The organism is Marimonas lutisalis (genome assembly GCF_005434965.1).
GTDB classification, from domain to species: Bacteria; Pseudomonadota; Alphaproteobacteria; order Rhodobacterales; family Rhodobacteraceae; genus Marimonas_A; species Marimonas_A lutisalis.
Map to the genome: position 1 here is coordinate 250,441 of NZ_SKCI01000004.1, position 25,768 is coordinate 276,208.

Sequence of the window (25,768 nt, forward strand, 5' to 3'; positions counted from 1 at the left end):
CTGCGATATGGTGCCCCTTGTGATCAGGGTTGGATTGGGGCTATTAGACGTGGATCGGGGACAGATGACGCAAGAAGAATGGGGACAGGTTCAGCAGGCTCTCTTGAAAACGGTCGGGAAGAACAACTTCACCAATTGGATCGAGCCGCTGACCTTCGACAACCTCACCGACGGCGTCGCCACCTTCCAGGTGCCCACCAGCTTCCTCGGCAACTATGTCAGCCAGAATTTCGGCGATGTGATCCTCTATCAGATGTCGGCCTCCGGCGCCGATGTGCGCCGGATCCGTTTCCGCGTGGGCACCGGCCAGGCGGCCGCCCCCGCCAAACCCGCGGCCAATAACGGGACCGCCCCAGCTCAGACCGCGGCACCGGCAGTCACCGCCAACGCAGCGCGTGATGATATCCTTCCTGCCGCGCCGCTCGATCCGCGCTTCACCTTCGACAGCTTCGTCGTCGGCAAACCGAACGAACTGGCCCATGCCGCGGCGAAACGCGTTGCCGAAGGCGGCCCGGTCACCTTCAACCCGCTCTTCCTCTATGGCGGCGTCGGTCTCGGCAAGACCCACCTGATGCACGCCATCGCACACGAGCTCCAGGCCCGCCGCCCCGATCTCAACGTACTCTACCTCTCGGCCGAACAGTTCATGTATCGCTTCGTGCAGGCGCTGCGCGACCGCAAGATGATGGATTTCAAGGAACTGTTCCGCTCGGTCGACGTGCTGATGGTCGATGATGTGCAATTCATCGCCGGCAAGGACTCCACGCAAGAGGAATTTTTCCACACCTTCAACGCGCTCGTCGACCAGAACCGCCAGATCGTCATTTCCGCCGACCGCGCGCCGGGTGAAATCAAGGATCTCGAAGACCGCATCAAGAGCCGCCTGCAATGCGGTCTCGTGGTCGATCTGCATCCCACCGATTACGAACTGCGCCTCGGCATCCTGCAATCCAAGGTCGACATCCAGCGCGCTCAATATCCCGATCTCGTGCTCGCCGACGGCGTGCTCGAATTTCTCGCGCATCGCATCTCGACCAATGTCCGCGTGCTCGAAGGCGCGCTCACCCGGCTCTTCGCCTTCGCCTCGCTTGTCGGCCGTGAAATCACGCTCGAACTGGCGCAGGACTGCCTCGCCGACATCCTGCGCGCCTCCGAACGCAAGATCACGGTCGAGGAAATCCAGCGCAAGGTCTCCGAGCACTACAACATCCGCCTCTCCGACATGATCGGGCCCAAGCGCGTGCGCACCTTCGCCCGCCCGCGCCAGGTGGCGATGTATCTGTGCAAGCAGCTGACCTCGCGCTCGCTGCCCGAAATCGGCCGCCGCTTCGGCGGGCGTGATCACACCACTGTCATGCACGGTGTCCGCCGGATCGAGGAACTGCGCAGCCAGGACGCCCAGATCGAGGAAGATATCGAGCTTCTGCGCCGCGCGCTCGAAGCCTGATGCAAAACCGCCCGCCTGCCCGCGCCAGCGGGCGCGCCGGCCCTTGACCTCTGCCCCGATAGACCCGAAAACCAAGAAAATACTTGTGCAGCAGGGGAAAGGCGCTACCGTGCCCTTCCCCGCCGAAGGTCAAGGAGTGAGGGCATGAAAATCAGCATCGAACGCGGCGCGCTGTTGAAAGCCGTTTCGCAGGCGCAATCGGTCGTCGAACGCCGCAACACCATCCCGATCCTCGCCAACGTGCTGATCGAGGCCGAAGGCTCCGACGTGCATTTCCGCGCCACCGACCTCGATATCGAAGTGGTCGATCGCGCGCCCGCGCAGGTCGAACGCGCCGGCGCCACTACCGTGTCCGCCGTCACCCTGCACGAAATCGTCCGCAAGCTGCCTGATGGCGCGCTTGTCACCCTCACCGATGACGGCGCCTCGGGCCGCCTCTCGGTTGAGGCTGGCCGCTCGCACTTCAACCTTGCCACCCTGCCGAAAGAAGATTTCCCGGTGATGGCAAGCTCGGAATACAGTTCGAATTTCTCGGCCCCCGCGCCAGTGCTGCGGCGCCTCTTCGACAAGTCGAAATTTGCAATTTCAACCGAGGAAACAAGGTATTACCTCAACGGCGTCTACATGCACGTTTCCGAATCCGACGGCGGCAAGGTACTGCGCTGCGTGGCCACCGACGGCCACCGCCTCGCCCGCATCGACGCCGACCTGCCCAATGGCGCCGCCGACATGCCCGGCGTGATCGTGCCCCGCAAAACCGTGGGCGAGTTGCGCAAGCTGCTCGATGACGACGACACCCAGATCGCCGTCTCGGTCAGTGAAACCAAGGTGCGTTTCGCCACACCTGACATCACCCTGACCTCCAAGGTGATCGACGGCACTTTCCCCGATTACACCCGCGTCATTCCCCAGGGCAACACCCGTCGGCTCGAAGTCGACGCGGCCGAGTTCGCCAAGGCGGTCGACCGTGTCGCCACCGTCTCCTCGGAACGCTCGCGCGCGGTCAAGCTGACCCTGGAAGAAGACAAGCTCACCCTCTCGGTCAACGCCCCCGACAGCGGCGCCGCCGAGGAAGAACTCGCCGTGGCCTATGGCGACGAACGCCTCGAAATCGGCTTCAACGCGAAGTACCTGCTCGAGATCGCCAGCCAGGTCGATCGCGAAAATGCCGTCTTCCTGTTCAATTCCTCGGGCGATCCAACGCTCATGCGCGAAGGCAACGACACGTCGGCCGTTTACGTCGTCATGCCCATGCGGGTCTGATCGCGCGCGCCGATCCCCTGCTTCATCTGACCGGAAATACCTCGGGGGTCTGGGGGCTGGCCCCCAGGCCTGCGCTCTACGCGCGCGCGTGATTTCCCATTGGCGGCCAGCCGCCATTCGCGCTACCTCATCGTCATGACCCTCGCGCTCACCCGTCTCACGCTCTCGCATTTCCGCTCGCACAAACGCGCGGTGATCGAATGTGATGCGCGGCCCCTGGCCATCTACGGCCCCAATGGCGCTGGCAAAACCAACATTCTCGAGGCCGTCTCGCTCTTCTCCCCGGGCCGCGGCATGCGCCGCGCCAGCGCGCAGGACATGTCCCGCCGCCCCGAGTCTCTGGGCTGGAAAATCACCGGCCACCTGCACAGCCTCCACCAAGTCCATGAGATCGAGTTCTGGTCCGAGGACGGGCAACCCCGCCAGACCCGCATCGACGGCAAGGCAGCCGCACAGACGGCGCTGGGCCGTATCGCGCGTGTGCTCTGGCTCATCCCCTCGATGGACAGGCTCTGGATCGAAGGCGCCGACGGCCGCCGCCGCTTTCTCGACCGGATGACCCTTTCCTTTTTTCCCGACCATGCCGAGCTGTCGCTCGCCTATGAAAAGGCCATGCGCCAGCGCAACCAGCTCCTGAAGGACATGGTGCGCGATGCCCATTGGTATGTCGCGCTGGAAAAACAAATGGCCGAAACCGGCGCCGCGATCCATGCCAACCGCCTTGCCGCGCTGGCTCAGCTCGACGCGGCCCAGCGCGCCGCCGAAACTGCCTTTCCCACCTCGGAACTCGACCTGATCCAGACCGAAGGCGCAATGCCCGAAACCTCGGCCGACCTGGCCGAAGCCCTGGCCGAGAGTCGTTTTCGCGACCTCTCCGCCGGGCGCACGCTTGTCGGCCCGCACCGCACCGACATGACTGGCGTCTATGCCGCCAAGGGCGTGCCCGCGCGCGATTGCTCGACCGGAGAGCAGAAGGCACTACTGATCTCGCTCATCCTCGCCAATGCCCGGGCCCTGGCCCAGGAATTCGGCGCCCCGCCGCTGCTGTTGCTGGACGAGGTTGCGGCCCATCTCGATGCCGAACGCCGCGCCGCGCTCTATGACGAGATCTGCGCTCTCGGCGCCCAGGCCTGGATGACCGGCACGGGGCCGGAACTCTTCGAAGAACTGGGCAACCGCGCCCAGCGGCTCGAAGTGACCGAAGAGAACGGGATCAGCGAGACCCGCATGCATGGCCAACCCGAATGACGATCACCTTCTCCGAATTGCTGCTCTATGCCGGCGGCATGGCCGCGCTCTGGGCCATTCCCGGCCCTGTGTGGGTCGCTCTCACCGCCCGCGCGCTCTCGGGCGGCATGCGCGGCGCCTGGCCGCTGGCCGTGGGGGTTGCCCTAGGCGATCTCATCTGGCCGCTCTGCGCCATTTTCGGGCTTGCCTGGGTGCTCTCGGTCTATGGTGATTTCCTGTCACTCATGCGCTGGGTCGCGGCTGCTGTTTTCCTTGTCATGGGGGTCATGCTGATCCGCAAACCCGCCCATCGCCTCCAGGGCGATAGCCGCCTCACGCGGCCCGGCCTCTGGCCCGGCTTCGCAGTCGGCGTCGCGGCCGTGATGGGCAACCCCAAGGCCATCCTCTTCTACATGGGCGTGCTTCCCGGGTTCTTCGATCTCTCCCGCGTCACCGCATCCGACGTTGCCACCATTCTCGCCGTTTCGGCCGTGGTGCCGATGCTGGGCAATCTCGGCCTCGCGCTTTTTCTCGATCGGGCCCGGCGCCTCCTGCAAAGCCCGGCAGCGCTGCACCGGCTCAACATCTTCTCCGGTGGCCTTCTGATCTGCGTCGGGCTGGTGATCCCCTTCACCTGACCGGCGTCATGCCGGTTGCAGATCAGGTGCATCCCGCTCCGTGAATTTCGCCGGCTCTGGCGCGCGCTGTACCGGGCGCCACACCGCCCACAGCCATGACCACGATACCGAAACCAGCATCTGCAGCGCCGCGCCCACGACACCAATCAGCAACACCGGCGCAAAAAGCTCGATCGCGAAGGCAAAGTTCCTGCCACCCAGGATGAAGGCAAAGGCGATCACGATCAGCACATATTGCGCCACCGCCTCGAACAGCGACCACAACCGCAATGGCCTGTCGCCCACCGGCGCCTTGGCCGTTGTCTCTGTCGCAACATTGTCAGACATCTGGATCTCCCCATCCTTGCCACCACCTGAATGGAGCGGCGTCAGGCTACCTTGTCCGGGCCGCCCACAGACCGGCGGAAATGCGGCAAATCCCCGGCTTTTCCCACGCATTCTAAAAGGTTGAAAAAACCTCAAAATGTTGGCGTTCCACTTAACATCGCCCCCCAGAAATTGTATAAAATGACATCAAGAATAACCAAGGCGCGGACATGGCCGAGAACGAGCAGCAACAACCTGAATACGGCGCGGAATCCATCAAGGTTCTCAAGGGCTTGGAGGCCGTACGCAAACGTCCTGGCATGTATATCGGCGACACCGATGATGGCTCGGGCCTGCACCACATGGTCTACGAGGTCGTCGATAATGGCATCGACGAGGCACTGGCCGGCCACGCCGACCATGTCAGCGTGACGATCCATGCCGACAATTCGGTCTCGGTCTCCGATAACGGGCGCGGTATCCCCGTCGATATCCACCGCGAAGAGGGCGTCTCGGCGGCCGAGGTCATCATGACCCAACTGCACGCGGGCGGCAAATTCGACTCGAATTCCTACAAGGTTTCCGGCGGTCTGCACGGCGTGGGCGTCTCGGTGGTGAACGCGCTCTCCGACTGGCTCGAACTGCGCATCTGGCGCAACGGCAAGGAACACTATGCCAAGTTCGTCCGGGGCGAGACCGCCGAGCACCTCAGGGTCGTCGGCGATGCCGACGGTCGCAAGGGCACCGAGGTGCGCTTCCTCGCCTCCACCGACACGTTCTCGAACCTCGAATACAGCTTCGACACGCTGGAAAAACGCCTGCGCGAACTGGCCTTCCTAAACTCCGGCGTGCGCATCATCTTGCGCGATGAGCGTCCCGCCGAACCCCTGCAGGCCGAGCTCTTCTACGAAGGCGGCGTCAAGGAATTCGTGAAATACATCGACCGCCACAAGTCCCCGATGATGCCCGAGCCGATCTACGTCAAAGGCGATCGCGACGATATCGGCGTCGAAGTGGCAATGTGGTGGAACGACAGCTACCACGAAACCGTGCTGCCCTTCACCAACAACATCCCGCAACGCGATGGCGGCACGCACATGGCGGGCTTCCGCGCCGCGCTGACCCGCACGATCCAGAAATACGCCACCGAAAGCGGCATCGCGAAGAAGGAAAAGGTCAACTTTACCGGCGACGATGCCCGCGAAGGCCTCACCTGCGTGCTCTCGGTCAAGGTGCCCGATCCGAAATTCAGCTCCCAGACCAAGGACAAGCTCGTCTCGTCGGAGGTCCGTCCCGCCGTCGAGAGCCTGATGAACGAAAAGCTCTCCGAATGGTTCGAGGAAAACCCCAACGAGGCCCGGATGATCGTCGGCAAGATCGTTGAGGCCGCACTCGCGCGCGAGGCGGCGCGCAAGGCCCGCGAACTCACCCGCCGCAAAACCGCGATGGACGTGAACTTTCTCGCCGGCAAGCTCAAGGACTGTTCCGAGAAAGACGCAGCCAAGACCGAGCTGTTCCTCGTCGAGGGCGACAGCGCCGGTGGCTCTGCCCAGACCGGCCGTGACCGCCGCACCCAGGCCATCCTGCCGCTGCGCGGCAAGATCCTGAACGTGGAGCGCGCGCGGTTCGACAAGATGCTTTCCAGCCAGGAAATCGGCAACCTCGTCATGGCGCTCGGCACCGGGATCGGGCGCGATGAATTCAACATCTCGAAACTGCGGTACCACAAGATTATCATCATGACCGACGCCGATGTCGACGGCGCGCATATCCGCACCCTGCTGCTTACGTTCTTTTATCGCCAGATGCCCGAGCTGATCGAGAACGGTTACCTCTACATCGCTCAGCCACCGCTCTACAAAGTCGCGCGCGGCAAATCCGAAGTTTATCTGAAGGATCAGGCAGCGCTGGATGAATACCTTATTCAACAGGGCATCGACGGCGCCGTGTTGCGCCTCGGCTCAGGCATGGAGATCGCCGGCCAGGATCTGGCCCGCGTGGTCGACGAAGCGCGCCAGCTCAGGCGCGTGCTCGATGCCTTCCCCACGCATTACCCGCGCCACATCCTCGAACAGGCCGCCATTGCCGGCGCCTTCGTGCCCGGTGCGGTCGATGCCGATCTGCAGGGCGTCGCCGACAAGGTCGCCGCCCGTCTCGACCAGATCGCGCTTGAATACGAACGCGGCTGGCAGGGCCGCATCACCCAGGATCACGGCATCCGCCTCGCCCGTATCCTGCGCGGCGTCGAAGAGGTCCGTACGCTCGACGGCCCGATGCTGCGCTCGGGCGAAGCCCGCAAGACCGGCAGCTTCACCCGGTCCCTGCAAGAGGTCTACGACAAGCCCGCAACCCTCGTCCGCAAGGATCGCGAACAGATCATACACGGCCCGCTCGACCTGCTGACCGCTATTCTGGAGGAGGGCGAAAAGGGCCTGTCGCTGCAACGCTACAAGGGCCTTGGCGAGATGAACCCAGACCAGCTCTGGGAAACCACCCTCGATCCCGATGCCCGCACCCTGCTGCAGGTCAAGATCGACGACATGGTCGAGGCCGACGATCTCTTCACCAAACTCATGGGCGACGTCGTCGAACCCCGGCGCGAATTCATCCAACAGAACGCGCTCAGCGTGGAAAACCTGGACTTCTGATCGCCATCGAACCTGCTCCGGGTGTTCCGCTGATTTGCACATGCCCGGATCAGCCCGCGTGCTTCATCAGCGCCCGGATCGCCAGGTCCTTCACCGCGGTTAGATACTCCGCCTGGGACCAGCCCGCCTCGCGGGTCAACTGTTCCCAGTTGCGGACTGACAGCAACGTCCACAAAAGGTCGGTCGCTTTCTCTCCGGTCAGGTCCGCCCGCAGCTCCCCGTCCGCGGCAATCGCCGCGACAGCGGCGGCACAGCCATGGCGCAAGGCCTTCATCCGGTCGGCCCAGGCTTTGCGCGCTTCCTCGTCGCTGTCCTGCATCGCCATCAGCGCCCGCCCGACGCCGTAAATCTCGGGAATATAGTTCCCCCACGCCTCGACGAACAGCTCCAGCCGCGCGCGTCCGCCCATCGCCTGCCGGCTCGGGGCAAGGCGCGCGTCCACCTGCTTGGCTTCGTCGATATGCCGCGTCGTCGCGATCAGCAACTCGGCACGCGACGGAAAATGCAGATAGACCGCCTGCCGGCTGACCCCCGCCGCCTTGGCGATATCTGACATGCGCACCCGGCTTCCCCCCTCCTCGAGCAGGGTCCAGGCAGCATCAAGGATGCGAGAGCGGGCATTCGGATTCGAACTTGACATAATGTAAAGTTACCGCGTATTGACACGATGTCAACTTTACACGGTGTCAAGTTCAGCCGTTCCCACATTGAAAGGAGATACCCATGAAAGTCATCGTATTCGGAGCAACCGGCAGCATTGGCCGCCTCGCCGTCGAACGCCTGCTGGCGGACGACCATACTGTCACCGCCTTCGCCCGCCGCCCCCAGGCCCTCGGGCTGGATCATCCCAGCCTGCGGCTCTGCCCCGGCGACGCGCAGAACGCCGATGATGTGGCGCGTGCCGTGGAAGGCCAGGACGCGGCTGTCATCACCCTCGGTGCGGGGACCTCCCGCACCAGCACCATCCGGTCGCGTGGCACGCTCAACGTCATCAACGCGATGCAGCGCCACGGCGTTCGCCGCCTGGTATGCCAATCCACGCTCGGCGCGCATGAAAGCTGGGCCAACCTGAACTTCTTCTGGAAACGCATCATGTTCGGCCTGCTCCTGCGGCCCGTACATCGCGATCATGAACTTCAGGAAAGCCTTGTGCGGGCCAGCGGGCTCGGCTGGACCATCGTGCGCCCCTCGGCCTTTGCCGATGGCCCGGCCACCGGCCGGTTCAAGCAGGGTTTCGGCCCCGACGAGCGCGGCCTGACGCTGAAAATCTCGCGCGCCGATATCGCCGACTTCCTCAAACACCAGATCACCGATGCGGGCAACCTGCACCGCACTGTGGCGATTTCCAACTGACACCCGCCAAAGAAGGATGCCACCATGTTTTCTGACCTCTTCCAGATCACCCTCATCGCCGCCACGCTTGCCTCCGCACTAGTCGCCGGCGTATTCCTGACCTTTTCCGATTTCGTTATGCGGTCGCTCGCTCGGGCCCGGCCCGCCGCGGGGATCGAGGCAATGCAGATCATCAACCGCGAAGTCTATCGCTCGCAATTCATGGTCCTCCTGATCGGCATGGCGATCGCGGCGATCACCCTGGCCGCTGTCGGTCTCGTGCTGGCTTCTGGCCCGGTCGTACTCTGGCTGCTGGCCGGCGCTGCCGCCTACCTCGGTGGCGTCATGGCGGTCACGGCCAGGGCCAACGTACCGATGAACCAGCGGCTCGATTCGCAGGACCCGCACAGCGCATCCGCACGCACACTCTGGCAAACCTACCAGCGCAACTGGACGCGGTGGAACCATCTGCGCTCTGCCGCCGCAGCCATCGCCGCACTCTGCTACCTTGCCGCCGCGCTCGCGCTGAACGTGTCTGCCTGACCGCCCCCCTGCGCCCGGGCAGCACTCGGGCGCAGTTCCGTCTTGCCCCCGCGTTTACTGCCGATACTGTCGGGCCATGCACGCGAACAAGGGGCGCAACCATGATCCACCTGCCCGGCCTGACCAATTCCGACCTCGTCGCACTCACCGAATGGCGGCGCGATCTGCACCGCCATCCCGAACTTTCCGGCGAGGAACGCGCAACTGCCGCCCGCGTGGTCGCGATGCTCCACCCCACGCAGCCCGACAGCATCGTTACCGGCCTCGGCGGTCACGGCGTCGCCGCACTCTATGACAGCGGCACGCCCGGCCCCCGCATTCTCCTGCGGTGCGAACTCGATGGCCTGCCGATCCAGGAAACCGCCAGCCACGACCATCGCTCGCAGACCCCGGGCAAGGGCCATCTCTGCGGCCATGATGGCCACATGACGATGATCGCCGCCGTGGCGCGTCTGCTGGGCCGGCAGCGCCCGGCGCGCGGCTCGGTCGTGCTGATGTTCCAACCGGCCGAGGAAACCGGCGCCGGCGCTGCCGCCGTCGTGGCCGATCCGGCCTTCGCCGACTTCAGGCCCGACTACGCTTTCGCCATCCACAACTGGCCCGGCGTGCCGCTGGGCCGCGCAGCCATTACCGCCGGTCCCGTGATGTGCGCCTCGCGCGGGATGCACCTGCGCTTTGCCGGGCGCACCGCACATGCCTCGCAGCCGGAAAACGGCCTCTCGCCCATGGCGGCCCTCTCGCGCCTGATGCCGGCGCTCGCGGCACTTGGCCAAGGCCAATGCGGCACCGATCCCGATTACGCTCTCGCCACCGTCTGCCACGCGCGCCTGGGCGAGCCCGCCTTCGGCGTCGCCCCCGGCGAGGCCGAGCTGTTCGTCACCCTACGCGCGCTCACCGATGCCCGCATGGAACGCCTCGTGGCCGAGGCCGAAACCCTGGCCCGCGAAGCCGCGCAAAGCGATGGCCTCGCCCTCGACATAGCCTACGAGGATGTGTTCGTGACCACAGAAAACACCCCGGCCGCCGCCGGTATCGTCACCCGCACGCTCCACCGCCTGAATATCCCCCACGGCTCCGATCCCTTTCCTTTGCCGGGATCCGAGGATTTCGGCCGCTTCGGCGGCGTTGGCACCGAACTGGCGATGATCCTTCTGGGCTCCGGCCTCGACAGCCCCGCGCTGCACAACCCCGATTTCGACTTCCCAGATGATCTCATTCCCATCGGCGCGCGTCTCTTCGCCGGTCTGGTCGAGGATCTGACCGCCCCAGCGTAACACTTGCGGCCCCCGCACCCCGCGCTACAGATAAACGCGTCGCAAAGGGACGCCACATGCAACAGCAACCCACGGCACACCCACAGCCCGGCGCGCGCGCATGAGCGCGGCCGCCGCCTTTTCCCATGCCGGTTTCCGCCGCTACTTCATCGGCGCGGTCGCGGGCGTCAACGCCAACTGGATCTTCCGGGTCCTGCTGGCCTGGCTTGCCTGGGATCTCACCGGATCGCCCAGTTTCGTGGGCCTCATCGCCGCGGCCAGCCTCGCCCCGGTCGCGCTCACCGCGCCCTTCTTCGGCGCGCTCACCGATCGCCTGCCGATCCTCGTGGCCTATCGCTGGGTCTCGCTCGGGCTTGTCATCTGCCCCTCCGCGCTTCTGGCGCTGATGGCCGCCGACATGCTCTCGCCCGCCGCGATCCTCGGCATCGCGCTGCTTTTCGGCACCATCATCTCGGCCTACCACCCGGTGCGCCAGTCACTGGGCCCCCGGCTCGTCGATCCACCGCTCATCGGATCGGTGGTGGCGCTGGCCGCGCTCAATTTCAACATGGGCCGCATCATCAGCCCGGCCATCGGCGGATTTCTCATCGGCCAGTTCGGCACCATTCCCACCGCCGCGCTCTCCGTTGCGCTGTTCCTGCCCAACCTCGTCATCGGCCCCACCCTGCGCCCGCGCGAAGTGGCGCAGACCGGCCCACGTCAAAGCTATCTCGCCGATCTTGCCGAAGGTCTGCGCCAGGGCTGGGCGCGCTGGCCGATCCGGCGCAGCCTGATGCTCACCGTCGCCGCCCTCGGCCCCATCCGCGCGATCACCGAGATCCTCGCGCTGATCGCCGACGGCCGTTTTGGCCGCGGCGCCGAGGGGCTGGGCCTGCTCACCTCCGCTGTCGGCGCGGGCGCGCTTCTCGCCGCGCTCTTCCAGGTCGCCGCCGGCGCGCGCCTCGCGCGGCTGCCCGCCGTCCGTTTCGGCGTGATCGCCCTGGGCTTTCTCGCCACCGCCGCGCTGGTCCTTGCACCATCTTTCATCATGGCGATGGTGATGGCGCCCGTCGTCGGATTCGCCGGCACCTATGTCGGCGTCTCGCTCCAGATCGGCATCCAGGCCCGGCTCGAAGATGAACTGCGCGGCCGTATCATGTCGCTCTGGATGGTTTCGATCACGCTGTCGACTTCGGCGCTCTCCTTCGCGATCTCGGCGATTTCCGAGGTGTTCGGCCTGGGCCCAACCACGCTTGCCGTTCTCGTAGTATCCTCCGCCGCCGTCCTGTGGCTGGCGCTCAACCCCCCGACGGACTGATCACAGCCCCAGGAACATGCGCAGCCCCGCGGTCATCCGCTGGAACGCGGCCTCGCTGGGCGGGCTGACCCCGCGAAACCGGATAAACCCGTGGATCAGCCCCTCGGCTCGCCCATGCAGCACCGGCACGCCATCCTCGACGAACCGCTGCGCAAGCGCATCGCCTTCCGAACACAACGGGTCCAGCGCCGCTGTGAACACCACCGCTGGCGGCAGCCTGGCATAGCTCTCGGCCAGTTCCGGCAGGGCCAGCGGATCCCCCCAGTTCTCGGGCGACTGCAGATAGGTGTCCCAGATCCAAACCATCCCGCGCTTGTCCAGGAACGGCGCCTCGGCGTGCTCGACATAGGACGCGCTTTCAAGGTTCTTCGAAACGCAGGGATAAATCAGAAGCTGCGCCCGGGGCAGTGCACCGCCCTCTGCCTGCGTCTTCATACATACCGCCAGCGTCAGGTTGCCACCCGCGGAATCGCCCGCGATCGCCATGCAACCGGGGTTGATCCCGCGTGCCGCGGCGGTCTCGCGCAGATGGTGATAGACCCAGTGGCACTGGTTCAGCGCACCAGGATAGGGGGTTTCCGGCGCCAGACCGTAATCCAGCGCGATCACCACCGCGCCCACCTGCAGCGCCAGGTCCACGCATACCCCGTCATGCGAATTCAGGTCGCCCATGATCCACCCGCCACCATGCATGTAGATCACGCAGGGCGCCGGATCAGGCAGGCCCGCGGGCCTGTACATCCGTGCGCCGACCGGTCCAAACGGTGTCTCGAATACCAGGTCTTCCACCGCCATCCCCTCGGGCCGCGTCTTCGGCATCGCGGCCGACCGCTCTGCCATCAGCCGCCGCCACTCCTGGTGGCCCAGCTCGTCCGGCGGGGTGGGAAAGGCCGCCTGCAACTCCGCAACCACCGGTACCAGTGTCGGGTCCAGTCCGGGATAGGCCATGTCTCTCCTCCTTATCCGCCGAATTGCTTCATCCGCTCGGCCGTCTCGGGGTCCATCAGCGCGTCGACCAATGCCCGCGTCTCATCAGCCAGCACAGCACCAAGGTCGCCATAAAGCGCCCGGTTCACCGCGCGTTTCAGGTCCGCGACCCGCGCCGCAGGCAGCCCGGCCACCTGTTCGGCCACCGCCTGCGCCTCATCCATCAGCAGGTCATCGGGCACCACCCGCCAGGCCATCCCCATTTCCTGCAAGCGCCGCGCGGGCAGCTTTTCCTGCAGCAACAGCATTTCGAAGGTCGCATAGGCCCCGGCTCGCCTCGGGATCGCTGCGGTGCTGCCCCCGCTGGGATAGAGCCCCCATTTCAGCTCGGGCATAAACGCCCTTGCCCCCTCGGCCCAGATCGACAGGTCGCAATTCAACGCAATCTCGAATCCCGCGCCCACGGCCCAGCCGTTCACGGCGGCAATATAAATCTTGCCGCTCTCCACGATCATCCGGGTGATGTCCTGCAACTGGCCGACGCTTTCCTCCAGCGCCGCGCGGTCGGTCAGGTCGGCCTCATCCTCCAGGTCTTTGCCGGTGCAAAACGCCTTGCCAGCCCCGGTCAGGATCACCGCCTTGATGTCGTCGCGCGCCTCGACCTCCTGCATCCGCGCGTGCATCGCCCGGATCATCGAAACCGAGATTGCGTTCATCTTCTCGGCCCGGTCCAGCGTGACCACCGCAACCGCGCCCTGCGTTTCGAATGTCACCCCGGCCATAGGTCCTCCCCTGGCGGATCATTCCGCCTCGTTCAGTTCCGCCAATATCTCGGCACCATGCTGGCCGCGCTCCGGCGCCTCGACCGGTTGCCACGCGTCCCGCCCGGCAAAACGCGGTGCCGGCGCCGCCTGCAACACGCCCGACGGCGCCTTCCACACGCCCCGCGCCGCGTTCATTCCATGCGCCATCGCCTCATCCGGGCTCAGTACCGGCGCCACGCAGGCATCCGTGCCCAGGAACAGCTCCGCCCACTCTTGTCGTGTCTTTCCCGCGAATATCTCGCTCAGCCGCCGCGTCGCCCCCGGCCAAAGCGCACGGTCGAACTGACCGGCGAAATCGGGATCGTCGCTCAGCCCCAGCAGGTCCAGGAAGATGGCATAGAATTTCGGCTCCAGGCATTGTACCGACATCCAGCCGCCGTCGCTTGTCCGGTAGCTCCGGCACCAGTGCGGCCCGTCCAGGATACCTGCGCCCCGCGTCTCGGGCATGCCGCCGCCCTGGCGCAGCGACATCAGCAGGTTCATCATGTGGGCGGAACCATCATATATCGCCGCGTCCACCACCGTGCCCCGGCCCGTGGCCCGCGCCTGCATGATCCCCGCCAGCAGACCCACCACCAGGTAAAGCGCCCCGCCGCCGATATCGCCGACCAGCGTGGCGGGCGTCACGGGCGCATCGCCGGGCGCGCCCGCATACCACAGCGCCCCCGACATCGAGATATAGTTCAGATCATGCCCGGCCGCGCTCGACAGCGGGCTCTCCTGACCCCAGCCCGTCATCCGCCCGAAAACCAGCGCGGGATTGATCGCATGGCAGGCCTCGGGCCCGATCCCCAGCTTTTCCATTACGCCGGGCCGGAATCCCTCGATCAACCCGTCGGCCGTGGCCACCAGCTTGCGAAAAACCTCCAGATCGCCCGCATCCTTCAGGTCCAGAGCAATCGAGCGTTTCCCGCGATCCAGCACGGAGCGCTCGGGCACCCCCGGCGTGGGGTTGCCGCCCTTGCGGTGCACCACGATCACGTCGGCGCCCAGGTCCGCCAGCGTCATCGCCGCGAACGGTCCGGGGCCCAGCCCCTCGACCTCGATGATCCGAATGCCATCCAGCATCACAGCCCCCAAAGCGAAAAGGCCCCGGGCGCTGCCCGGGGCCTTCTGATCAGAAGTTCAGCGAGATATCGCGATGCACCGCACTACAGGACGCCATGTATAGCGCCTGTTCGCGGTCCAGCCGCTCCTGCGAGCGGATGCCAAGCGTTCCGCGAATGCCGTCAAGATAGGCTTGCAGCCCCGGCATCAGGCTCTCGGCCTCGGCGCGCCACGCTTTCTGCGCCTCGTATTCCGCCACCGCATCGTCATACGATTCCAGCGCTTTCTCGCGGTCGAACCGGCTCACCCGCAGGGCCCGACGGGCCTTGGACAGGGCCGATTTCACATCGCCAGCGCCGGCAACTTCGCCGAACTTGCCTTCCAATGCCTCGACCGTGGCTTCGGCCGCTTCATCGTTCTCGGCAACGCCCTCGATGTACCCGCGCATGTCGCGCAGTTCCTGCTCCAGCCCCGCGAAGGCCTCGTTGGCCTGCAGCACGCCCAAGATCTCCGCCGGTGCCTCCCAAGACGAGTCGGCATTGCGGCGATAGGTGACGCGCGCTTTCTGCTCGGCATTGGTCAGTTCGGCGAACCGCTTGTGGTCCTCTTCCCAGTTTGCGGGAATCTGCGCTTTCAGAGCTTCGACCTCGGCCAGCATCACCTCGCGCTCGGCTTCCAGCTCGGCGCGTTCTTCCGCCTCGCCTTCGCTGCGCATCCGCTCGAAGCGCGTGCGCAGCTCCTCGGCTTCCTCGTTCAGCTTGCGCATATCCTTTTCAAGATCGCGCACCAGCCGCTGCAGCGGACGGTAATCATCGGCCGCCGTGTTCACCACGTTCTCGGCATCGAACGCCGCCTGCAGGTCCAACAACGCCTGGTCGGCACTGTCAAAGCTCTCGCTCAGGTCCTTCTGCAGGTCCTTGGGCAGAACCGACAGGTTCAGCGCTTTCGCCGTTGCAATTGCCTCGCCCGGTCTCGCTCCCTGCGCGATCTGTTTGCCGGTATACTCCTCGATGCAGTATTGCAGCTTGGGGTTCTTCGGCGGTGGCGCGGTTTCCGAAAGGAACGACACGCGGTTCGGCAGATAGTTCACCAGAGGCGGGTAGGCGCCCACGATCCCGAGCGCCAGCAGCTGCAACGAGATGAAGGCAATCACGCCCTTGTACATCTGCACCGTCTTCACCGTCGCCGGTGCCACGCCGCGCAGATAGAACAGCGCAAAACCGAACGGTGGCGTCAGGAAGGATGTCTGGATGTTCAGGCCGATCATCACACCCAGCCACACAGCGGTGATGTTGGCCCCCGGATCGGCCAGCAGGATGGGCGCCACGATCGGCACCACGACAACGGCGATCTCGATGAAGTCCAGGAAGAAGCCCAGGACGAAGATCACCGCCATCACGATGATAAACTGCGTCCAGAACCCGCCCGGCAGCGCATTCAGGAACTCGCGCACCAGCTCCTCACCGCCGAAGGCGCGGAACGCCGCGGTCAGCATCGCCGCACCCAGCAGGATGATGAACACCAGCGACGTGGTCTTTGCCGTTTCCAGCATGACGCCGTGCATCGTGTTCTCGATCTTCAGAACCCGCAGGCCACTCCAGATCAGCGAAACGATCAGAACGGTCGCGGCGAAAACACCCAGGTAGATCCCGGTCCAGTCCTCGGCCGAGTTCGCCGATTTGAGGTTCATCTCGTAATTCGACAGCACGAAGGCAAGCATGCCCAGCGCCGCAAGCGCCATCAGCGCGGGCGCATAGGTCAATCTGCCCTTGCCCTCGGCCAGCCGATAGCCCGCCATGATCAACGCGCCCGCGGCACCGATGGCCCCGGCCTGGTTCACCGTCGCAACGCCCGTGATGATCGACCCCAGCACCAGGAAGATCAGTGTCAGCGGCGGGATCAGCGTCAGCGCAACCTTGCCCCAGAAGGCACGGTCGAACTTGCCACCGGAATGCACCGCCGGCGCGGATTTCGGATTCAACAGGGCAAAGATCAGGATATAGGCCATGTAGAGCAGCACCAGCAGGATGCCTGGCACGAAGGCGCCCAGGAACATCTCGCCCGCGCTGGTCGAGGCCACACTGAAGGTCGACGGCATCGAAATCTCGCCAGTCGCTTCCTTGTACAGCGCCTTTCGCGCGGTGCCCGCCTGGTCGGTCGCACTGGCCAGCTGGTCGGCCAGGATGATCAGCACGATCGACGGCGGAATGATCTGCCCCAGCGTGCCCGACGCGGCAATCGTGCCGGTCGCCAGGCTGGGCGAATAGTTGTTGCGCAGCATCGCGGGCAGCGAGATCAGGCCCATGGCCACCACCGTGGCGCCCACGATCCCCGTCGTGGCCGCCAGCAGCGCACCCACGAAGACAACCGAAATGCCCAAGCCCCCCGGCACCGGGCCGAACAGTTGCGCCATGGTTACCAGAAGGTCCTCGGCGATCTTCGACCGTTGCAGCATGATGCCCATGAAGATGAAGAGCGGAATCGCGATCAGCGTATCCCTCTCGACCTCCCAATAGACCCCTCGAAGGTTGGTCACCCCCGCCGACAGCCACTGCTGTGGCCCACCGGAGTGGAAATAGGCATCCGTCGACCCGGCGAACAGATAGCCCGCCCCGGCCGCCGCGCCGATGGTGATGATCGCCGCGCCCGGCAGCGCGAAGGCCACCGGATAGCCCGAGCCCAGCGCAAACGCCATCAGGAAGATCAGAAGAGCGAGAAAATAAAGTTCCATGATCCCGTCGCTCCTTAATGTGCCGCGGCGGGCGCGATTTCACGCCGGCCCTTGTGGTCGCGCCAGTCCGCCACGGATTCCAGGAAATAGCTGATGAACTGGATCAGCATCGTCGCCCCGAAAATCCCTAGGAAGGCCGCCATCTGGTATTTCACGTACATGCCGGTGCTGCCCGATTGGGTCACCTCGAAATTCATCACCGGCGAGTTGATGATCGACTGCTTGCCATTGAAGCCGATGGCCAGGATCACCCAAGCCGTGCTCATGCCCAGCAGGATCGAGCCCCAGGCATTGACGAAGCCGCGCTTGGTGTATCCGAAACCGGAATAAAGAACGTCCACCCGCACATGGCCGTCTTCAAACAGCGTGTAGGCGCTCGCGAACAGGAAGAGCGCGGCATACCAATAGCGCACGAGGTCGCCCATCAGCGCCTGTTCATAGGAAAAGCCGAAGCGCGAAATCACGATCAAGAGCTCGGCCAGCACGATCAGCAGCGCCAGCCAGTGAAAGCCCAGCGTGCGCGTGAACAACGCGATGATCAGGCCCAGCCCGACCAGCGGAAGGTGAATATTGGGTCCGATGAACTGCGCGCGACCCAGTTCCCGCACCATGTCTTCGCCAAGGAAGCCCAGCAGGTTCTCGACGCGCATCAGCGCGATGGTTGCATCGACCACGCCCACCAGCAGGACCGACCAGAAACAGGCTCGGACCAGGTAGACGTTGAAATCGTGGATTTTCATGGCATCCCAGCGCAGGTTCCGCCCCGGCGTCGTCACCACATAGGCCACCGCCAGCCCCAGGCCGGCCGCGTAAATCAACCAAGCGATCAAGGTGCCGCCCTCTTCGCTCCCGGCAAGAATCTCATGCGTCCCTGGAATGCCCCAACCGACATTCAGGACGTTCACGATTGCAAAGGCGAACAGTATGCCCAGCATTCCCCAGCCAAACAGACGTGCGATCATCGACGTCTCGCCGACCTTCGGCACTACAGGTGTTGCACTAGCGGATGTCATCGAAACTCCCCCGACTGCCGACATTCGGCTTCACTTCGCTCCCCGAAGCCGACTGCGCCTCATGTAAGAAGAGCGGGGCCAATTCACGGCCCCGCCCCAAGTCTCGTTCAGGCAATAATCAGATCATGCCCAGCACGCGGTTACGCTGCTGCGAGAATTCGACCTCGGCCGCGGCGCGCCAGGACCCGATTTCACGGAGTTTTTCCTGGAAGTGGTCGTTGATCTTCGCAGCCAGGGCCGAGTGTTCGCGGGTTTCCTCGAACACTTCCGCCGCCGCATCGCCGAAGGCATCCCAGATGTCTTCGTTGAACGCACGGGCTTCAACGCCATGCTCGTTGATCAGCTTCTGCAGGTACTGACCGTTCAGGGCTGCGGCTTCTTCCGGCTGGGCGCCGTTTTCTTCCATGCAGGCCGCGGTCAGAACAGCTTTCTCATAGTCGGTCAGCGAACCCCACCACGATGCGTTCATGCCGAAGGCCAGACCACCGCCCGGCTCGTGCATGCCACCAGTGTAGTAGTACTTGGCGGCTTCGTAGAACTTCATGAAGTAGTCGTTGTACGGACCAACCCACTCGGTGGCTTCGATCGCGCCCGACACCAGGTTTTCATAAATCTGGCCGCCCGGCAGCGACACGGTCGATGCGCCCAGCTTCGACAGCACGGTGCCGCCCAGGCCCGGGATACGCATTTTCAGGCCCTTGAAGTCGTCGGGGCTGTTCATTTCCTTGTTGAACCAGCCGCCGGCCTGTGCGCCGGTGCCGCCGCAAGTCAGTGCTTTCAGGCCGAACTCGCCCGACAGCTCGTCCCACAGCTCTTGGCCGCCAGCGAACTTCACCCAGGCGTTCCATTCCGGGGTGGTCATGCCGAACGGCACGGCGGTGAAATAGGCAAAGCCCGGGTGCTTGCCGACCCAGTAGTAGTCAGCGGCGATATAGGCTTCACTGTTGCCCGAGGCGACTTCGTCGAACACGTCGAACGCGCCAACGCGCTCGCCCGCGGCGAAGTATTCCACGTTGAAGTGGCCGTCCGAGATCTCAACGATCCGCTTGGCCAGGCGCTGTGCCGACAGGCCCAGGCCGGGGAAGTCCCGCGGCCAGGTCGAAACGATGGTCAGCTGCTTGCGGTCCTGCGCAATCGCCGGCGCTGCCAGCGCGGTTGCGCCAGCACCAAGGGCTGCGCCTTTCAAAAACTTACGACGTTCCATTTATCTCCTCCGAGTTGTCGTTTTCGTTATCGTTCACAGGCCATAGGTAAACCCCGCAGCCTCCATGCCGTCAATTACTAAGCATGTCGGACCAGAAAACAATTGGATTTTTCGAAAACTGGTAATGTTACTTTACCAAAACCCGCAAATCGCTTGGATCAATGCACAATTTTTCGCACGGGCTTCCCGCTCCGGCTGTTTTCCGTGCGCACGCTCACCCGTGCATAATCACGATTCGCGCCTATTGGTCGCGCCCTTCCCCGGGCTCGGCGGCTTGCCCCGCAAAGGCCCATTGCAGCTGGCCCTTGGTCTCGACCGCGCAATCGCGCAGGGCCCGCAGGCGGTTCAGCGCCTCGAAACGGTCCTCGCCGCATTCCACCATCAGCCGCAGCGCCACCATGCCCGATCGTCCGCACCCGCCTTTGCAATGCACGATAACCCGGCCGCCGCCGTTCAGCGCGCTGCGCACCGCCTGGCTGACCTCGGGCCATTTGGCCTCCATCTCGGTGCCCGGCGTGCCGAAATCCTGCACCGGCAGGTGGCACCAGCGGCTTGCCAACCCCTGGATATCGCTGCCGAAATGCGGCGCGCCCACCTCGATGAACTCGGCCTCTGTCGTCATCGACAGCACGATTCCGGGCTTCCATTCACGATAGACCTCGAGGTCGCCGGCATAGTCGCCCCCGCGCCCGGGTAGCGACGACAGCGCCAGGGTCCCTCCACCCACCGGCAGGGCAAATACCACGAGATCGGACATCGCCCTACAACCTGCTGGCCCCGAACGTGTCGCACCGGTTGGGATCGCCGGTCTCGTATCCGGTCGCGAACCAGCGCTGGCGCTGTTCGCTGGTGCCGTGGGTAAAGGTATGCGGCTGCGGCACCCGCCCTGCCCGGCGCTGCAGCGTATCATCGCCGATCTGCCGCGCCGCGTTCAGCGCCTCCTGCAGGTCGCCCGGCTCCAACAGGCCATCCACCGCCCGCGCCCAGACCCCCGACAGGCAATCGGCCTGCAATTCCAGCCGCACGGTCAGCGCATTGGCCTCCACTTGGTTCGATTGCTGCCGCGCCTGGTGCACCTTGGGAATGATGCCCAGCTCGTTCTGCACATGGTGGGCCACCTCGTGCGCGATCACATAGGCGGCCGCGAAATCGCCCCTCGCGCCCAGTTGGTGCGACATGGTGACAAAGAACTCGGTATCCAGATAGGCCTTGCGGTCGGACGGGCAATAGAACGGCCCCGTCGCGCCGCTCGCGCCGCCGCACGGGCTTTGCGTCACTCCGCTATACAGCACCAGCACCGGCGGCGCATACTCGCGCCCGAAGGCCTGCGGGAATACCTGCCCCCAGACCTGCTCTGTCGTTGCCAGAACCCGCGTGGCGAACTCGCCCGCCTGTTTCTCCTCGGCGGTCAGTTCCCTTGGCGCGCCGGTTTGCTGCGCCGAACCGTCCAGTTGCCCCTGCAACAATGGCGTCACGTCGATCCCGGCGAAATACCCGATCGCCAGCACCACCAACAGCCCGACACCGCCGATCCCGGCCCCGGCCGCACCGCGCCGTCCACGCCGGTCCTCCACGTTGCGGCTGCCGCGCACTCCTCTCAGTCGCATCCCAAAACTCCCCAGAACTCGTCTTCGCCCAGACTGGCCCGATTCCGCCCTCATGCCAATCCTTTGTTGCCCCGCGACAACGGCACGCTTCGCGGCGCGTGACATTTCGTGCCATAACAAGGGCCCACCCAGCGGAGCCTGCCATGCGTCTTGTCCTTCTTGCCCTGTCCCTCCTGATCGCGTTCGCCCTCCCCGCCCGTGCGGCCCCGCCCTACGACGTGCAAGAGGTGGCGCCGCGCACCTTTGCCATCGTCGGCCCCTTCGGCAACAGAACGCCCGAGAACCTCGGCAACAACGCCACCTTCGGCCTTGTCGTCACCGATGACGGCGCCGTGCTGATCGACCCGGGCGGCAGTGAACAGGGCGCCGCTGCGCTCGATACCGTCGTCCAGTCGCTCACCGATCAGCCCGTGCGCTTCGTCATCAACACCGGCGGTCAGGATCACCGCTGGATCGGCAATGCCTACTGGCAGGCCCGCGGCGCCACGGTCATCGCCTCCTCCGCCGCCATCGCCGATCAGGCCGCGCGCGCCTCGATGCAGCAAACCATGCTCTCCACCCTTCTGGGCGATGCCTTCGCAGGCACCGTGCCCGCCCATGCCGATATCGGTTTCGACGACAGCTACACGCTTTCCCTCGGCGGTCGAACGCTTGAAATCCGCCACCCGGCCATCGCGCATACGCCGGGCGACAGCTTCGTCTGGGTGCCCGATGCCTCGACCGTCTTTACCGGCGATATCGTCTATGTCGGGCGCTTGCTGGGCCTCTTCGATTTCTCCTCGTCGTCCCAGTGGCTCGAGGCCTTCGATGCCATGGCGGCGCTCGATCCGGTCCATGTTATCCCGGGTCACGGTCCGGCCACCGATCTGGCCACCGCGAAACGCGAAACCCGCGACTACATCGCTCATCTGCGCACCGCGATGCGCGCCTATATCGACGAGGGCGGCGATATCATCGGTTCGGTAGAAATCGACCAGTCCGCGTTTTCCTACCTGATTGACTTCGACATTCTCGCCGGACGCAACGCGCAACAGGTCTTCACGGAAATGGAATGGGAATAACCGGCCAGTCTTTACCAGCCCCCTGCGCGCCCCTACTTTCCGAGCATGACGGATAAGCCCGACACCAGCCCCGAGGCCGAGTCGCACCGGCGCACCGAATGGTCCGAGGATCGCACCCTCATGGCCTCGGAACGCACGTTCAACAGCGCGCTCGGCACAGCGCTCGGCTGCCTCGGCGTCGCCATCGGGCTGCACGCGGTTTTCGGCACGCTCGAACCCACCTGGGCGCCCAAGGCCGTGGCAAGCCTCTTTCTCGCGCTGTCCCTGTTTCTCGTCTGGTCGGCCCGGGCCCGCGCGGTCGCAACCCGGCAGCGGCTGTCCGAACATTCCGCCCGGGTCGAAGACCGCCACAGCTTCACCATGATCAGCGCCACCGTCACGCTCGGCGCGCTGTCCATCGGCGCCATCCTGTGGTTGATCTAACGGTCATGTCCCCCGGTATCACGCTCCGCCCCTTCCTGCCCGGCGACTACCCCGAGGCCCGCGCCCTCTGGGAGGCCACTCCGGGTGTCGGTCTTAGCGCGGCAGACGAACATGCACCCATTCTCGCCTTTCTCGCCCGCAATCCCGGCCTCAGCCTTGTCGCCCTGCACGACGGTCGGATCGTCGGCACCATTCTTGTCGGTCATGACGGGCGGCGCGGCTTCATCCACCACCTCGCCACCGGGGCGGACCACCGCCGCACCGGCATCGCCCGCGCGCTTGTCGACGCGGCCATCGCCGGGCTTCGCGGCGAAGGCATCGGCAAATGCCATCTCATGGTGTTCGAAATGAACCGCGAAGGCCGGGCTTTCTGGCACAGCATCGGCGCAACGTTCCGTGACGATCTGGTGCTCTATTCCATCCCCGTCGAATGACCGGCCCGCATTTGACCCACCTGCGGCCTAGACCTCCCCGCCGCCCGGCTTTACCGTGCCCCCCACGCCCGAATCCAGCAAAGGCCATCGCATGAGCGACGACGCAAAGAAAACCTATCAGGTTCTCGCGCGCAAATACCGCCCCGAGACCTTCGCCGATCTCGTCGGGCAGGACGCGATGGTGCGCACGCTGAAAAATGCGTTCAAGGCCGACCGCATCGCGCAGGCCTTCATCATGACCGGCATTCGCGGCACCGGCAAAACCACCACCGCCCGGATCATCGCCAAGGGGATGAACTGCATCGGCCCCGACGGCACCGGCGGCCCCACCACCGAACCCTGCGGACAGTGCGAACATTGCGTCGCCATCATGGAAGGCCGCCATGTCGACGTGATGGAAATGGACGCCGCCTCGCGCACGGGCGTGGGGGACATCCGCGAAATCATCGACAGCGTGCACTACCGCGCCGCCTCCGCGCGCTACAAGATCTACATCATCGACGAAGTGCACATGCTCTCGACCAGCGCGTTCAACGCGCTCCTGAAAACGCTCGAAGAGCCGCCCGCGCATGTGAAATTCATCTTTGCCACCACCGAGATCCGCAAGGTGCCGGTCACCGTGCTCTCGCGCTGCCAGCGCTTCGATCTGCGCCGCATCGAACCCGAAGACATGATCGCCATGCTGCGCCGCATCGCGGACTCTGAGTCCGCGCAGATCGCCGACGATGCGCTGGCGCTCATCACCCGCGCCGCCGAAGGCTCGGCGCGCGATGCCACCTCGCTCCTCGATCAGGCCATTTCCCACGGCGCCGGCGAAACCACTGCCGACCAGGTCCGCGCCATGCTCGGCCTCGCGGATCGCGGCCGCGTGCTCGATCTCTTCGACATGATCATGAAGGGTGACGCCGCCGGCGCATTGACCGAGCTTTCCGCGCAATATGCCGATGGCGCCGATCCTCTTGCCGTGCTGCGCGATCTGGCCGAAATCACCCACTGGGTCAGCGTGGTGAAAATCACCCCCGAAGCGGTCGAGGACCCCACGGTCAGCCCCGATGAGCGCACCCGCGGGCAACAGTTGGCCGATGCCCTGCCGATGCGCGTTCTGGCACGGATGTGGCAGATGCTGCTCAAGGCGCTCGACGAGGTGGCCCAGGCCCCCAACGCGATGATGGCCGCCGAAATGGCGATCATCCGCCTGACGCATGTGGCCGACATGCCCACACCGGACGAACTGGTGAAGAAACTCAAGGATGCCACCCCGCCGCCCCTCCCACCCACGGGCGGCGGTGCGCCCGCGCCCGGCCCGGGCGGCGGCAACGGCAGCCATGCAATGTCGCGCGGCACGGTGCAGGCCGGCCATTCCGGCGGGCCCAGCGCCGCACTGGCGCAGGATGCGGAAACCGCGCTCGCGCACTATCCTACCTTCGATCACGTGGTGGAACTCATCCGCGCCAACCGCGACGGCAAACTCCTGATGGATGTCGAGGCCGACCTGCGGCTTGTCTCCTACCAGCCCGGCCGCATCACCTATCAGCCGACGCCAACCTCCCCCGCCGATCTCGCCCAGCGCCTCGGCTCCGCCCTGCAACGCTGGACCGGCAACCGCTGGGCCGTCTCCGTGGTCAGCGAAGGCGGCGCCCCCTCGATCCTCGAGCTGCGCAACGCCGAACGCAACGCGCTCGAGGCCGAGGCCCGCGAACATCCCCTGGTCCAGGCCGTGTTCGATGCCTTCCCAAAGGCGAAAATCATCGACATCAAAACCCAGCAGGACATCGTCGCCGAAGCCCAGGCCGAAGCCCTTCCCGAAGTCGAAGACGAATGGGATCCTTTCGAGGAAGACTGACCCTTATCAGCAGACGCCAGCACCGGACAAAACCTCAGATGATCTCCCGCGCCCTTCACATCGGCCTCGCGCTTGCCATCCTGCCCTCCGCCGCCCTGGCGGAAATCTGCGACAAGGAGCGCCCCTACTGGTCGCCCGCCGACGGCCCGGCCACCGGGCTCGATGAGCTGTTTCACATCGCCACCACCCTGCCGGGCCTTGGCATCCTGGGTGCGTTCACGCTGGCGCTGCTCACCGGCCGCAAACTCTATTTCGGCGTGGCAGCGCTCTTCTCGGGCATCGTCTGCCTCGGGCTCTGGTACGAATCCCGCGTCGATCCCTCGGGCCTGCACGCCCTCGGCCGGGCCGAAGGCTGCGTCGGAGACCTCACGCTGACGATCTGGGTGCTCGCCACGCTCACGCTCATCGCGTTCGGCTCCCTGTCAATCCTCTGGCTGCGCCGCTCCGGCCAAAACGGCTGACACGGTTGCGCCGCGCTTTCGCGCGTCGCCCCGGGGGGCCTCGGCTTGTGCCTCGGCCCCGCCTGTCCAAACCTCCGGACCACGCCGCACCCTCGGACGCGGCGGCCGGGTCAGTGGTCGTGAGTATTTTCACCAAGAAAGACCAACTAGCCCGAGACCGCCACCCGGTCTTTCTTGGCAATAAATACTCAATCCAGACCTCTGCCGCGCGCGCCGGC

Annotated in this window: 24 protein-coding genes; 14 read left to right on the forward strand and 10 right to left on the reverse strand. The window is 65.0% G+C overall.

The window, feature by feature from the left end; translation table 11 throughout:
- Positions 1-64: 64 nt before the first annotated feature.
- From dnaA to E0501_RS17110, 4 genes are all read left to right on the forward strand, one after another.
- On the forward strand, positions 65-1,447 hold the full coding sequence (gene dnaA, locus E0501_RS17095) for a chromosomal replication initiator protein DnaA (RefSeq protein ID WP_137702610.1): 1,383 nt from the start codon (positions 65-67) through the stop codon (positions 1,445-1,447).
- Positions 1,448-1,591: 144 nt separating this feature from the next.
- Positions 1,592-2,710, forward strand: a complete 1,119-nt coding sequence (gene dnaN, locus E0501_RS17100) for a DNA polymerase III subunit beta (RefSeq protein WP_137702611.1) — start codon at positions 1,592-1,594, stop codon at positions 2,708-2,710.
- Positions 2,711-2,845: 135 nt separating this feature from the next.
- A complete protein-coding gene (gene recF, locus E0501_RS17105; RefSeq protein WP_137702612.1) occupies positions 2,846-3,958 on the forward strand; it encodes a DNA replication/repair protein RecF in 1,113 nt (370 codons plus the stop codon).
- Positions 3,955-4,575: a LysE family translocator gene (locus E0501_RS17110; protein ID WP_137702613.1), complete on the forward strand. Its 621-nt coding sequence runs from the start codon at positions 3,955-3,957 to the stop codon at positions 4,573-4,575. Before recF ends, E0501_RS17110 begins: the two co-directional genes overlap by 4 nt.
- A gap of 6 nt (positions 4,576-4,581) precedes the next feature.
- On the opposite strand, the gene E0501_RS17115 is transcribed toward E0501_RS17110, so the two are convergent.
- A complete protein-coding gene (locus E0501_RS17115; RefSeq protein WP_137702614.1) occupies positions 4,582-4,902 on the reverse strand; it encodes a hypothetical protein in 321 nt (106 codons plus the stop codon).
- 209 nt (positions 4,903-5,111) lie between these two features.
- Here E0501_RS17115 and gyrB point away from each other — a divergent pair, with 209 nt between their 5' ends.
- Complete coding sequence (gyrB, locus tag E0501_RS17120) at positions 5,112-7,529, forward strand: DNA topoisomerase (ATP-hydrolyzing) subunit B (protein WP_137702615.1); 2,418 nt, start codon at positions 5,112-5,114, stop codon at positions 7,527-7,529.
- A gap of 49 nt (positions 7,530-7,578) precedes the next feature.
- Here the strand turns inward: gyrB and E0501_RS17125 are convergent, their stop codons facing one another.
- Positions 7,579-8,169, reverse strand: coding sequence for a TetR/AcrR family transcriptional regulator (locus E0501_RS17125; protein WP_137702616.1), 591 nt, complete (start codon positions 8,167-8,169; stop codon positions 7,579-7,581).
- Positions 8,170-8,252: 83 nt separating this feature from the next.
- Between E0501_RS17125 and E0501_RS17130 the strand changes: the two genes are divergently transcribed.
- From E0501_RS17130 to E0501_RS17145, 4 genes are all read left to right on the forward strand, one after another.
- Complete coding sequence (locus E0501_RS17130) at positions 8,253-8,882, forward strand: NAD(P)-dependent oxidoreductase (RefSeq protein WP_137702617.1); 630 nt, start codon at positions 8,253-8,255, stop codon at positions 8,880-8,882.
- A gap of 24 nt (positions 8,883-8,906) precedes the next feature.
- A complete protein-coding gene (locus tag E0501_RS17135) occupies positions 8,907-9,404 on the forward strand; it encodes an anthrone oxygenase family protein (protein ID WP_137702618.1) in 498 nt (165 codons plus the stop codon).
- A 101-nt stretch (positions 9,405-9,505) separates the two neighbouring features.
- On the forward strand, positions 9,506-10,678 hold the full coding sequence (locus E0501_RS17140) for an amidohydrolase (RefSeq protein ID WP_137702619.1): 1,173 nt from the start codon (positions 9,506-9,508) through the stop codon (positions 10,676-10,678).
- A gap of 100 nt (positions 10,679-10,778) precedes the next feature.
- Positions 10,779-11,975, forward strand: a complete 1,197-nt coding sequence (locus tag E0501_RS17145; protein WP_137702620.1) for an MFS transporter — start codon at positions 10,779-10,781, stop codon at positions 11,973-11,975.
- Here E0501_RS17145 and E0501_RS17150 read toward each other — a convergent pair whose 3' ends face one another.
- The 8 genes from E0501_RS17150 to ypfJ all read right to left on the reverse strand — a co-directional run bounded on the left by E0501_RS17150 (position 11,976) and on the right by ypfJ (position 21,328).
- Entirely contained in the window at positions 11,976-12,923 is a 948-nt protein-coding gene (locus E0501_RS17150; RefSeq protein WP_137702621.1) for an alpha/beta hydrolase, read from the reverse strand.
- Positions 12,924-12,934: 11 nt separating this feature from the next.
- Positions 12,935-13,684 carry an enoyl-CoA hydratase/isomerase family protein gene (locus E0501_RS17155; RefSeq protein ID WP_137702622.1) on the reverse strand — a complete coding sequence of 250 codons (750 nt, stop codon included), beginning with the start codon at positions 13,682-13,684 and terminating at the stop codon, positions 12,935-12,937.
- An 18-nt stretch (positions 13,685-13,702) separates the two neighbouring features.
- Positions 13,703-14,794 (reverse strand): CaiB/BaiF CoA transferase family protein, encoded by a 1,092-nt coding sequence (locus E0501_RS17160; RefSeq protein ID WP_137702623.1) that lies wholly within the window; start codon positions 14,792-14,794, stop codon positions 13,703-13,705.
- A 49-nt stretch (positions 14,795-14,843) separates the two neighbouring features.
- Positions 14,844-17,504 (reverse strand): TRAP transporter large permease subunit, encoded by a 2,661-nt coding sequence (locus tag E0501_RS17165; RefSeq protein ID WP_137702624.1) that lies wholly within the window; start codon positions 17,502-17,504, stop codon positions 14,844-14,846.
- Between the two features lie 14 nt (positions 17,505-17,518).
- Positions 17,519-18,517, reverse strand: a complete 999-nt coding sequence (locus E0501_RS17170) for a TRAP transporter small permease subunit (protein ID WP_137702625.1) — start codon at positions 18,515-18,517, stop codon at positions 17,519-17,521.
- Between the two features lie 118 nt (positions 18,518-18,635).
- Positions 18,636-19,721 carry a TRAP transporter substrate-binding protein gene (locus E0501_RS17175; protein ID WP_137702626.1) on the reverse strand — a complete coding sequence of 362 codons (1,086 nt, stop codon included), beginning with the start codon at positions 19,719-19,721 and terminating at the stop codon, positions 18,636-18,638.
- A gap of 241 nt (positions 19,722-19,962) precedes the next feature.
- Entirely contained in the window at positions 19,963-20,478 is a 516-nt protein-coding gene (locus tag E0501_RS17180) for a dual specificity protein phosphatase family protein (RefSeq protein ID WP_137702627.1), read from the reverse strand.
- A gap of 4 nt (positions 20,479-20,482) precedes the next feature.
- A complete protein-coding gene (gene ypfJ / locus E0501_RS17185; RefSeq protein WP_137702628.1) occupies positions 20,483-21,328 on the reverse strand; it encodes a KPN_02809 family neutral zinc metallopeptidase in 846 nt (281 codons plus the stop codon).
- Between the two features lie 143 nt (positions 21,329-21,471).
- Here ypfJ and E0501_RS17190 point away from each other — a divergent pair, with 143 nt between their 5' ends.
- The 5 genes from E0501_RS17190 to E0501_RS17210 all read left to right on the forward strand — a co-directional run bounded on the left by E0501_RS17190 (position 21,472) and on the right by E0501_RS17210 (position 25,550).
- Complete coding sequence (locus E0501_RS17190) at positions 21,472-22,389, forward strand: MBL fold metallo-hydrolase (protein ID WP_137702629.1); 918 nt, start codon at positions 21,472-21,474, stop codon at positions 22,387-22,389.
- 45 nt (positions 22,390-22,434) lie between these two features.
- Complete coding sequence (locus tag E0501_RS17195) at positions 22,435-22,812, forward strand: DUF202 domain-containing protein (RefSeq protein ID WP_137702630.1); 378 nt, start codon at positions 22,435-22,437, stop codon at positions 22,810-22,812.
- A gap of 5 nt (positions 22,813-22,817) precedes the next feature.
- Complete coding sequence (locus tag E0501_RS17200) at positions 22,818-23,246, forward strand: GNAT family N-acetyltransferase (RefSeq protein ID WP_137702631.1); 429 nt, start codon at positions 22,818-22,820, stop codon at positions 23,244-23,246.
- Positions 23,247-23,337: 91 nt separating this feature from the next.
- A complete protein-coding gene (locus E0501_RS17205) occupies positions 23,338-25,089 on the forward strand; it encodes a DNA polymerase III subunit gamma/tau (RefSeq protein ID WP_137702632.1) in 1,752 nt (583 codons plus the stop codon).
- Between the two features lie 38 nt (positions 25,090-25,127).
- Positions 25,128-25,550, forward strand: coding sequence for a hypothetical protein (locus E0501_RS17210; RefSeq protein WP_137702633.1), 423 nt, complete (start codon positions 25,128-25,130; stop codon positions 25,548-25,550).
- Positions 25,551-25,768: the final 218 nt, after the last annotated feature.

Excerpts from the sequence above, each read along its gene's own strand:
- E0501_RS17155 (WP_137702622.1), bottom strand. The coding sequence starts at position 13,684 with ATGGCCGGGGTGACATTCGAAACGCAGGGCGCGGTTGCGGTGGTCACG.
- dnaA (WP_137702610.1), top strand. The coding sequence starts at position 65 with ATGACGCAAGAAGAATGGGGACAGGTTCAGCAGGCTCTCTTGAAAACG.
- dnaN (WP_137702611.1), top strand. The coding sequence starts at position 1,592 with ATGAAAATCAGCATCGAACGCGGCGCGCTGTTGAAAGCCGTTTCGCAG.
- E0501_RS17125 (WP_137702616.1), bottom strand. The coding sequence starts at position 8,169 with ATGTCAAGTTCGAATCCGAATGCCCGCTCTCGCATCCTTGATGCTGCC.
- E0501_RS17145 (WP_137702620.1), top strand. The coding sequence starts at position 10,779 with ATGAGCGCGGCCGCCGCCTTTTCCCATGCCGGTTTCCGCCGCTACTTC.
- E0501_RS17170 (WP_137702625.1), bottom strand. The coding sequence starts at position 18,517 with ATGACATCCGCTAGTGCAACACCTGTAGTGCCGAAGGTCGGCGAGACG.
- E0501_RS17190 (WP_137702629.1), top strand. The coding sequence starts at position 21,472 with ATGCGTCTTGTCCTTCTTGCCCTGTCCCTCCTGATCGCGTTCGCCCTC.
- E0501_RS17175 (WP_137702626.1), bottom strand. The coding sequence starts at position 19,721 with ATGGAACGTCGTAAGTTTTTGAAAGGCGCAGCCCTTGGTGCTGGCGCA.
- E0501_RS17165 (WP_137702624.1), bottom strand. The coding sequence starts at position 17,504 with ATGGAACTTTATTTTCTCGCTCTTCTGATCTTCCTGATGGCGTTTGCG.
- E0501_RS17205 (WP_137702632.1), top strand. The coding sequence starts at position 23,338 with ATGAGCGACGACGCAAAGAAAACCTATCAGGTTCTCGCGCGCAAATAC.
- E0501_RS17150 (WP_137702621.1), bottom strand. The coding sequence starts at position 12,923 with ATGGCCTATCCCGGACTGGACCCGACACTGGTACCGGTGGTTGCGGAG.
- E0501_RS17180 (WP_137702627.1), bottom strand. The coding sequence starts at position 20,478 with ATGTCCGATCTCGTGGTATTTGCCCTGCCGGTGGGTGGAGGGACCCTG.
- recF (WP_137702612.1), top strand. The coding sequence starts at position 2,846 with ATGACCCTCGCGCTCACCCGTCTCACGCTCTCGCATTTCCGCTCGCAC.
- ypfJ (WP_137702628.1), bottom strand. The coding sequence starts at position 21,328 with ATGCGACTGAGAGGAGTGCGCGGCAGCCGCAACGTGGAGGACCGGCGT.
- E0501_RS17210 (WP_137702633.1), top strand. The coding sequence starts at position 25,128 with ATGATCTCCCGCGCCCTTCACATCGGCCTCGCGCTTGCCATCCTGCCC.
- gyrB (WP_137702615.1), top strand. The coding sequence starts at position 5,112 with ATGGCCGAGAACGAGCAGCAACAACCTGAATACGGCGCGGAATCCATC.
- E0501_RS17110 (WP_137702613.1), top strand. The coding sequence starts at position 3,955 with ATGACGATCACCTTCTCCGAATTGCTGCTCTATGCCGGCGGCATGGCC.
- E0501_RS17160 (WP_137702623.1), bottom strand. The coding sequence starts at position 14,794 with ATGCTGGATGGCATTCGGATCATCGAGGTCGAGGGGCTGGGCCCCGGA.
- E0501_RS17135 (WP_137702618.1), top strand. The coding sequence starts at position 8,907 with ATGTTTTCTGACCTCTTCCAGATCACCCTCATCGCCGCCACGCTTGCC.
- E0501_RS17195 (WP_137702630.1), top strand. The coding sequence starts at position 22,435 with ATGACGGATAAGCCCGACACCAGCCCCGAGGCCGAGTCGCACCGGCGC.
- E0501_RS17130 (WP_137702617.1), top strand. The coding sequence starts at position 8,253 with ATGAAAGTCATCGTATTCGGAGCAACCGGCAGCATTGGCCGCCTCGCC.
- E0501_RS17140 (WP_137702619.1), top strand. The coding sequence starts at position 9,506 with ATGATCCACCTGCCCGGCCTGACCAATTCCGACCTCGTCGCACTCACC.
- E0501_RS17115 (WP_137702614.1), bottom strand. The coding sequence starts at position 4,902 with ATGTCTGACAATGTTGCGACAGAGACAACGGCCAAGGCGCCGGTGGGC.
- E0501_RS17200 (WP_137702631.1), top strand. The coding sequence starts at position 22,818 with ATGTCCCCCGGTATCACGCTCCGCCCCTTCCTGCCCGGCGACTACCCC.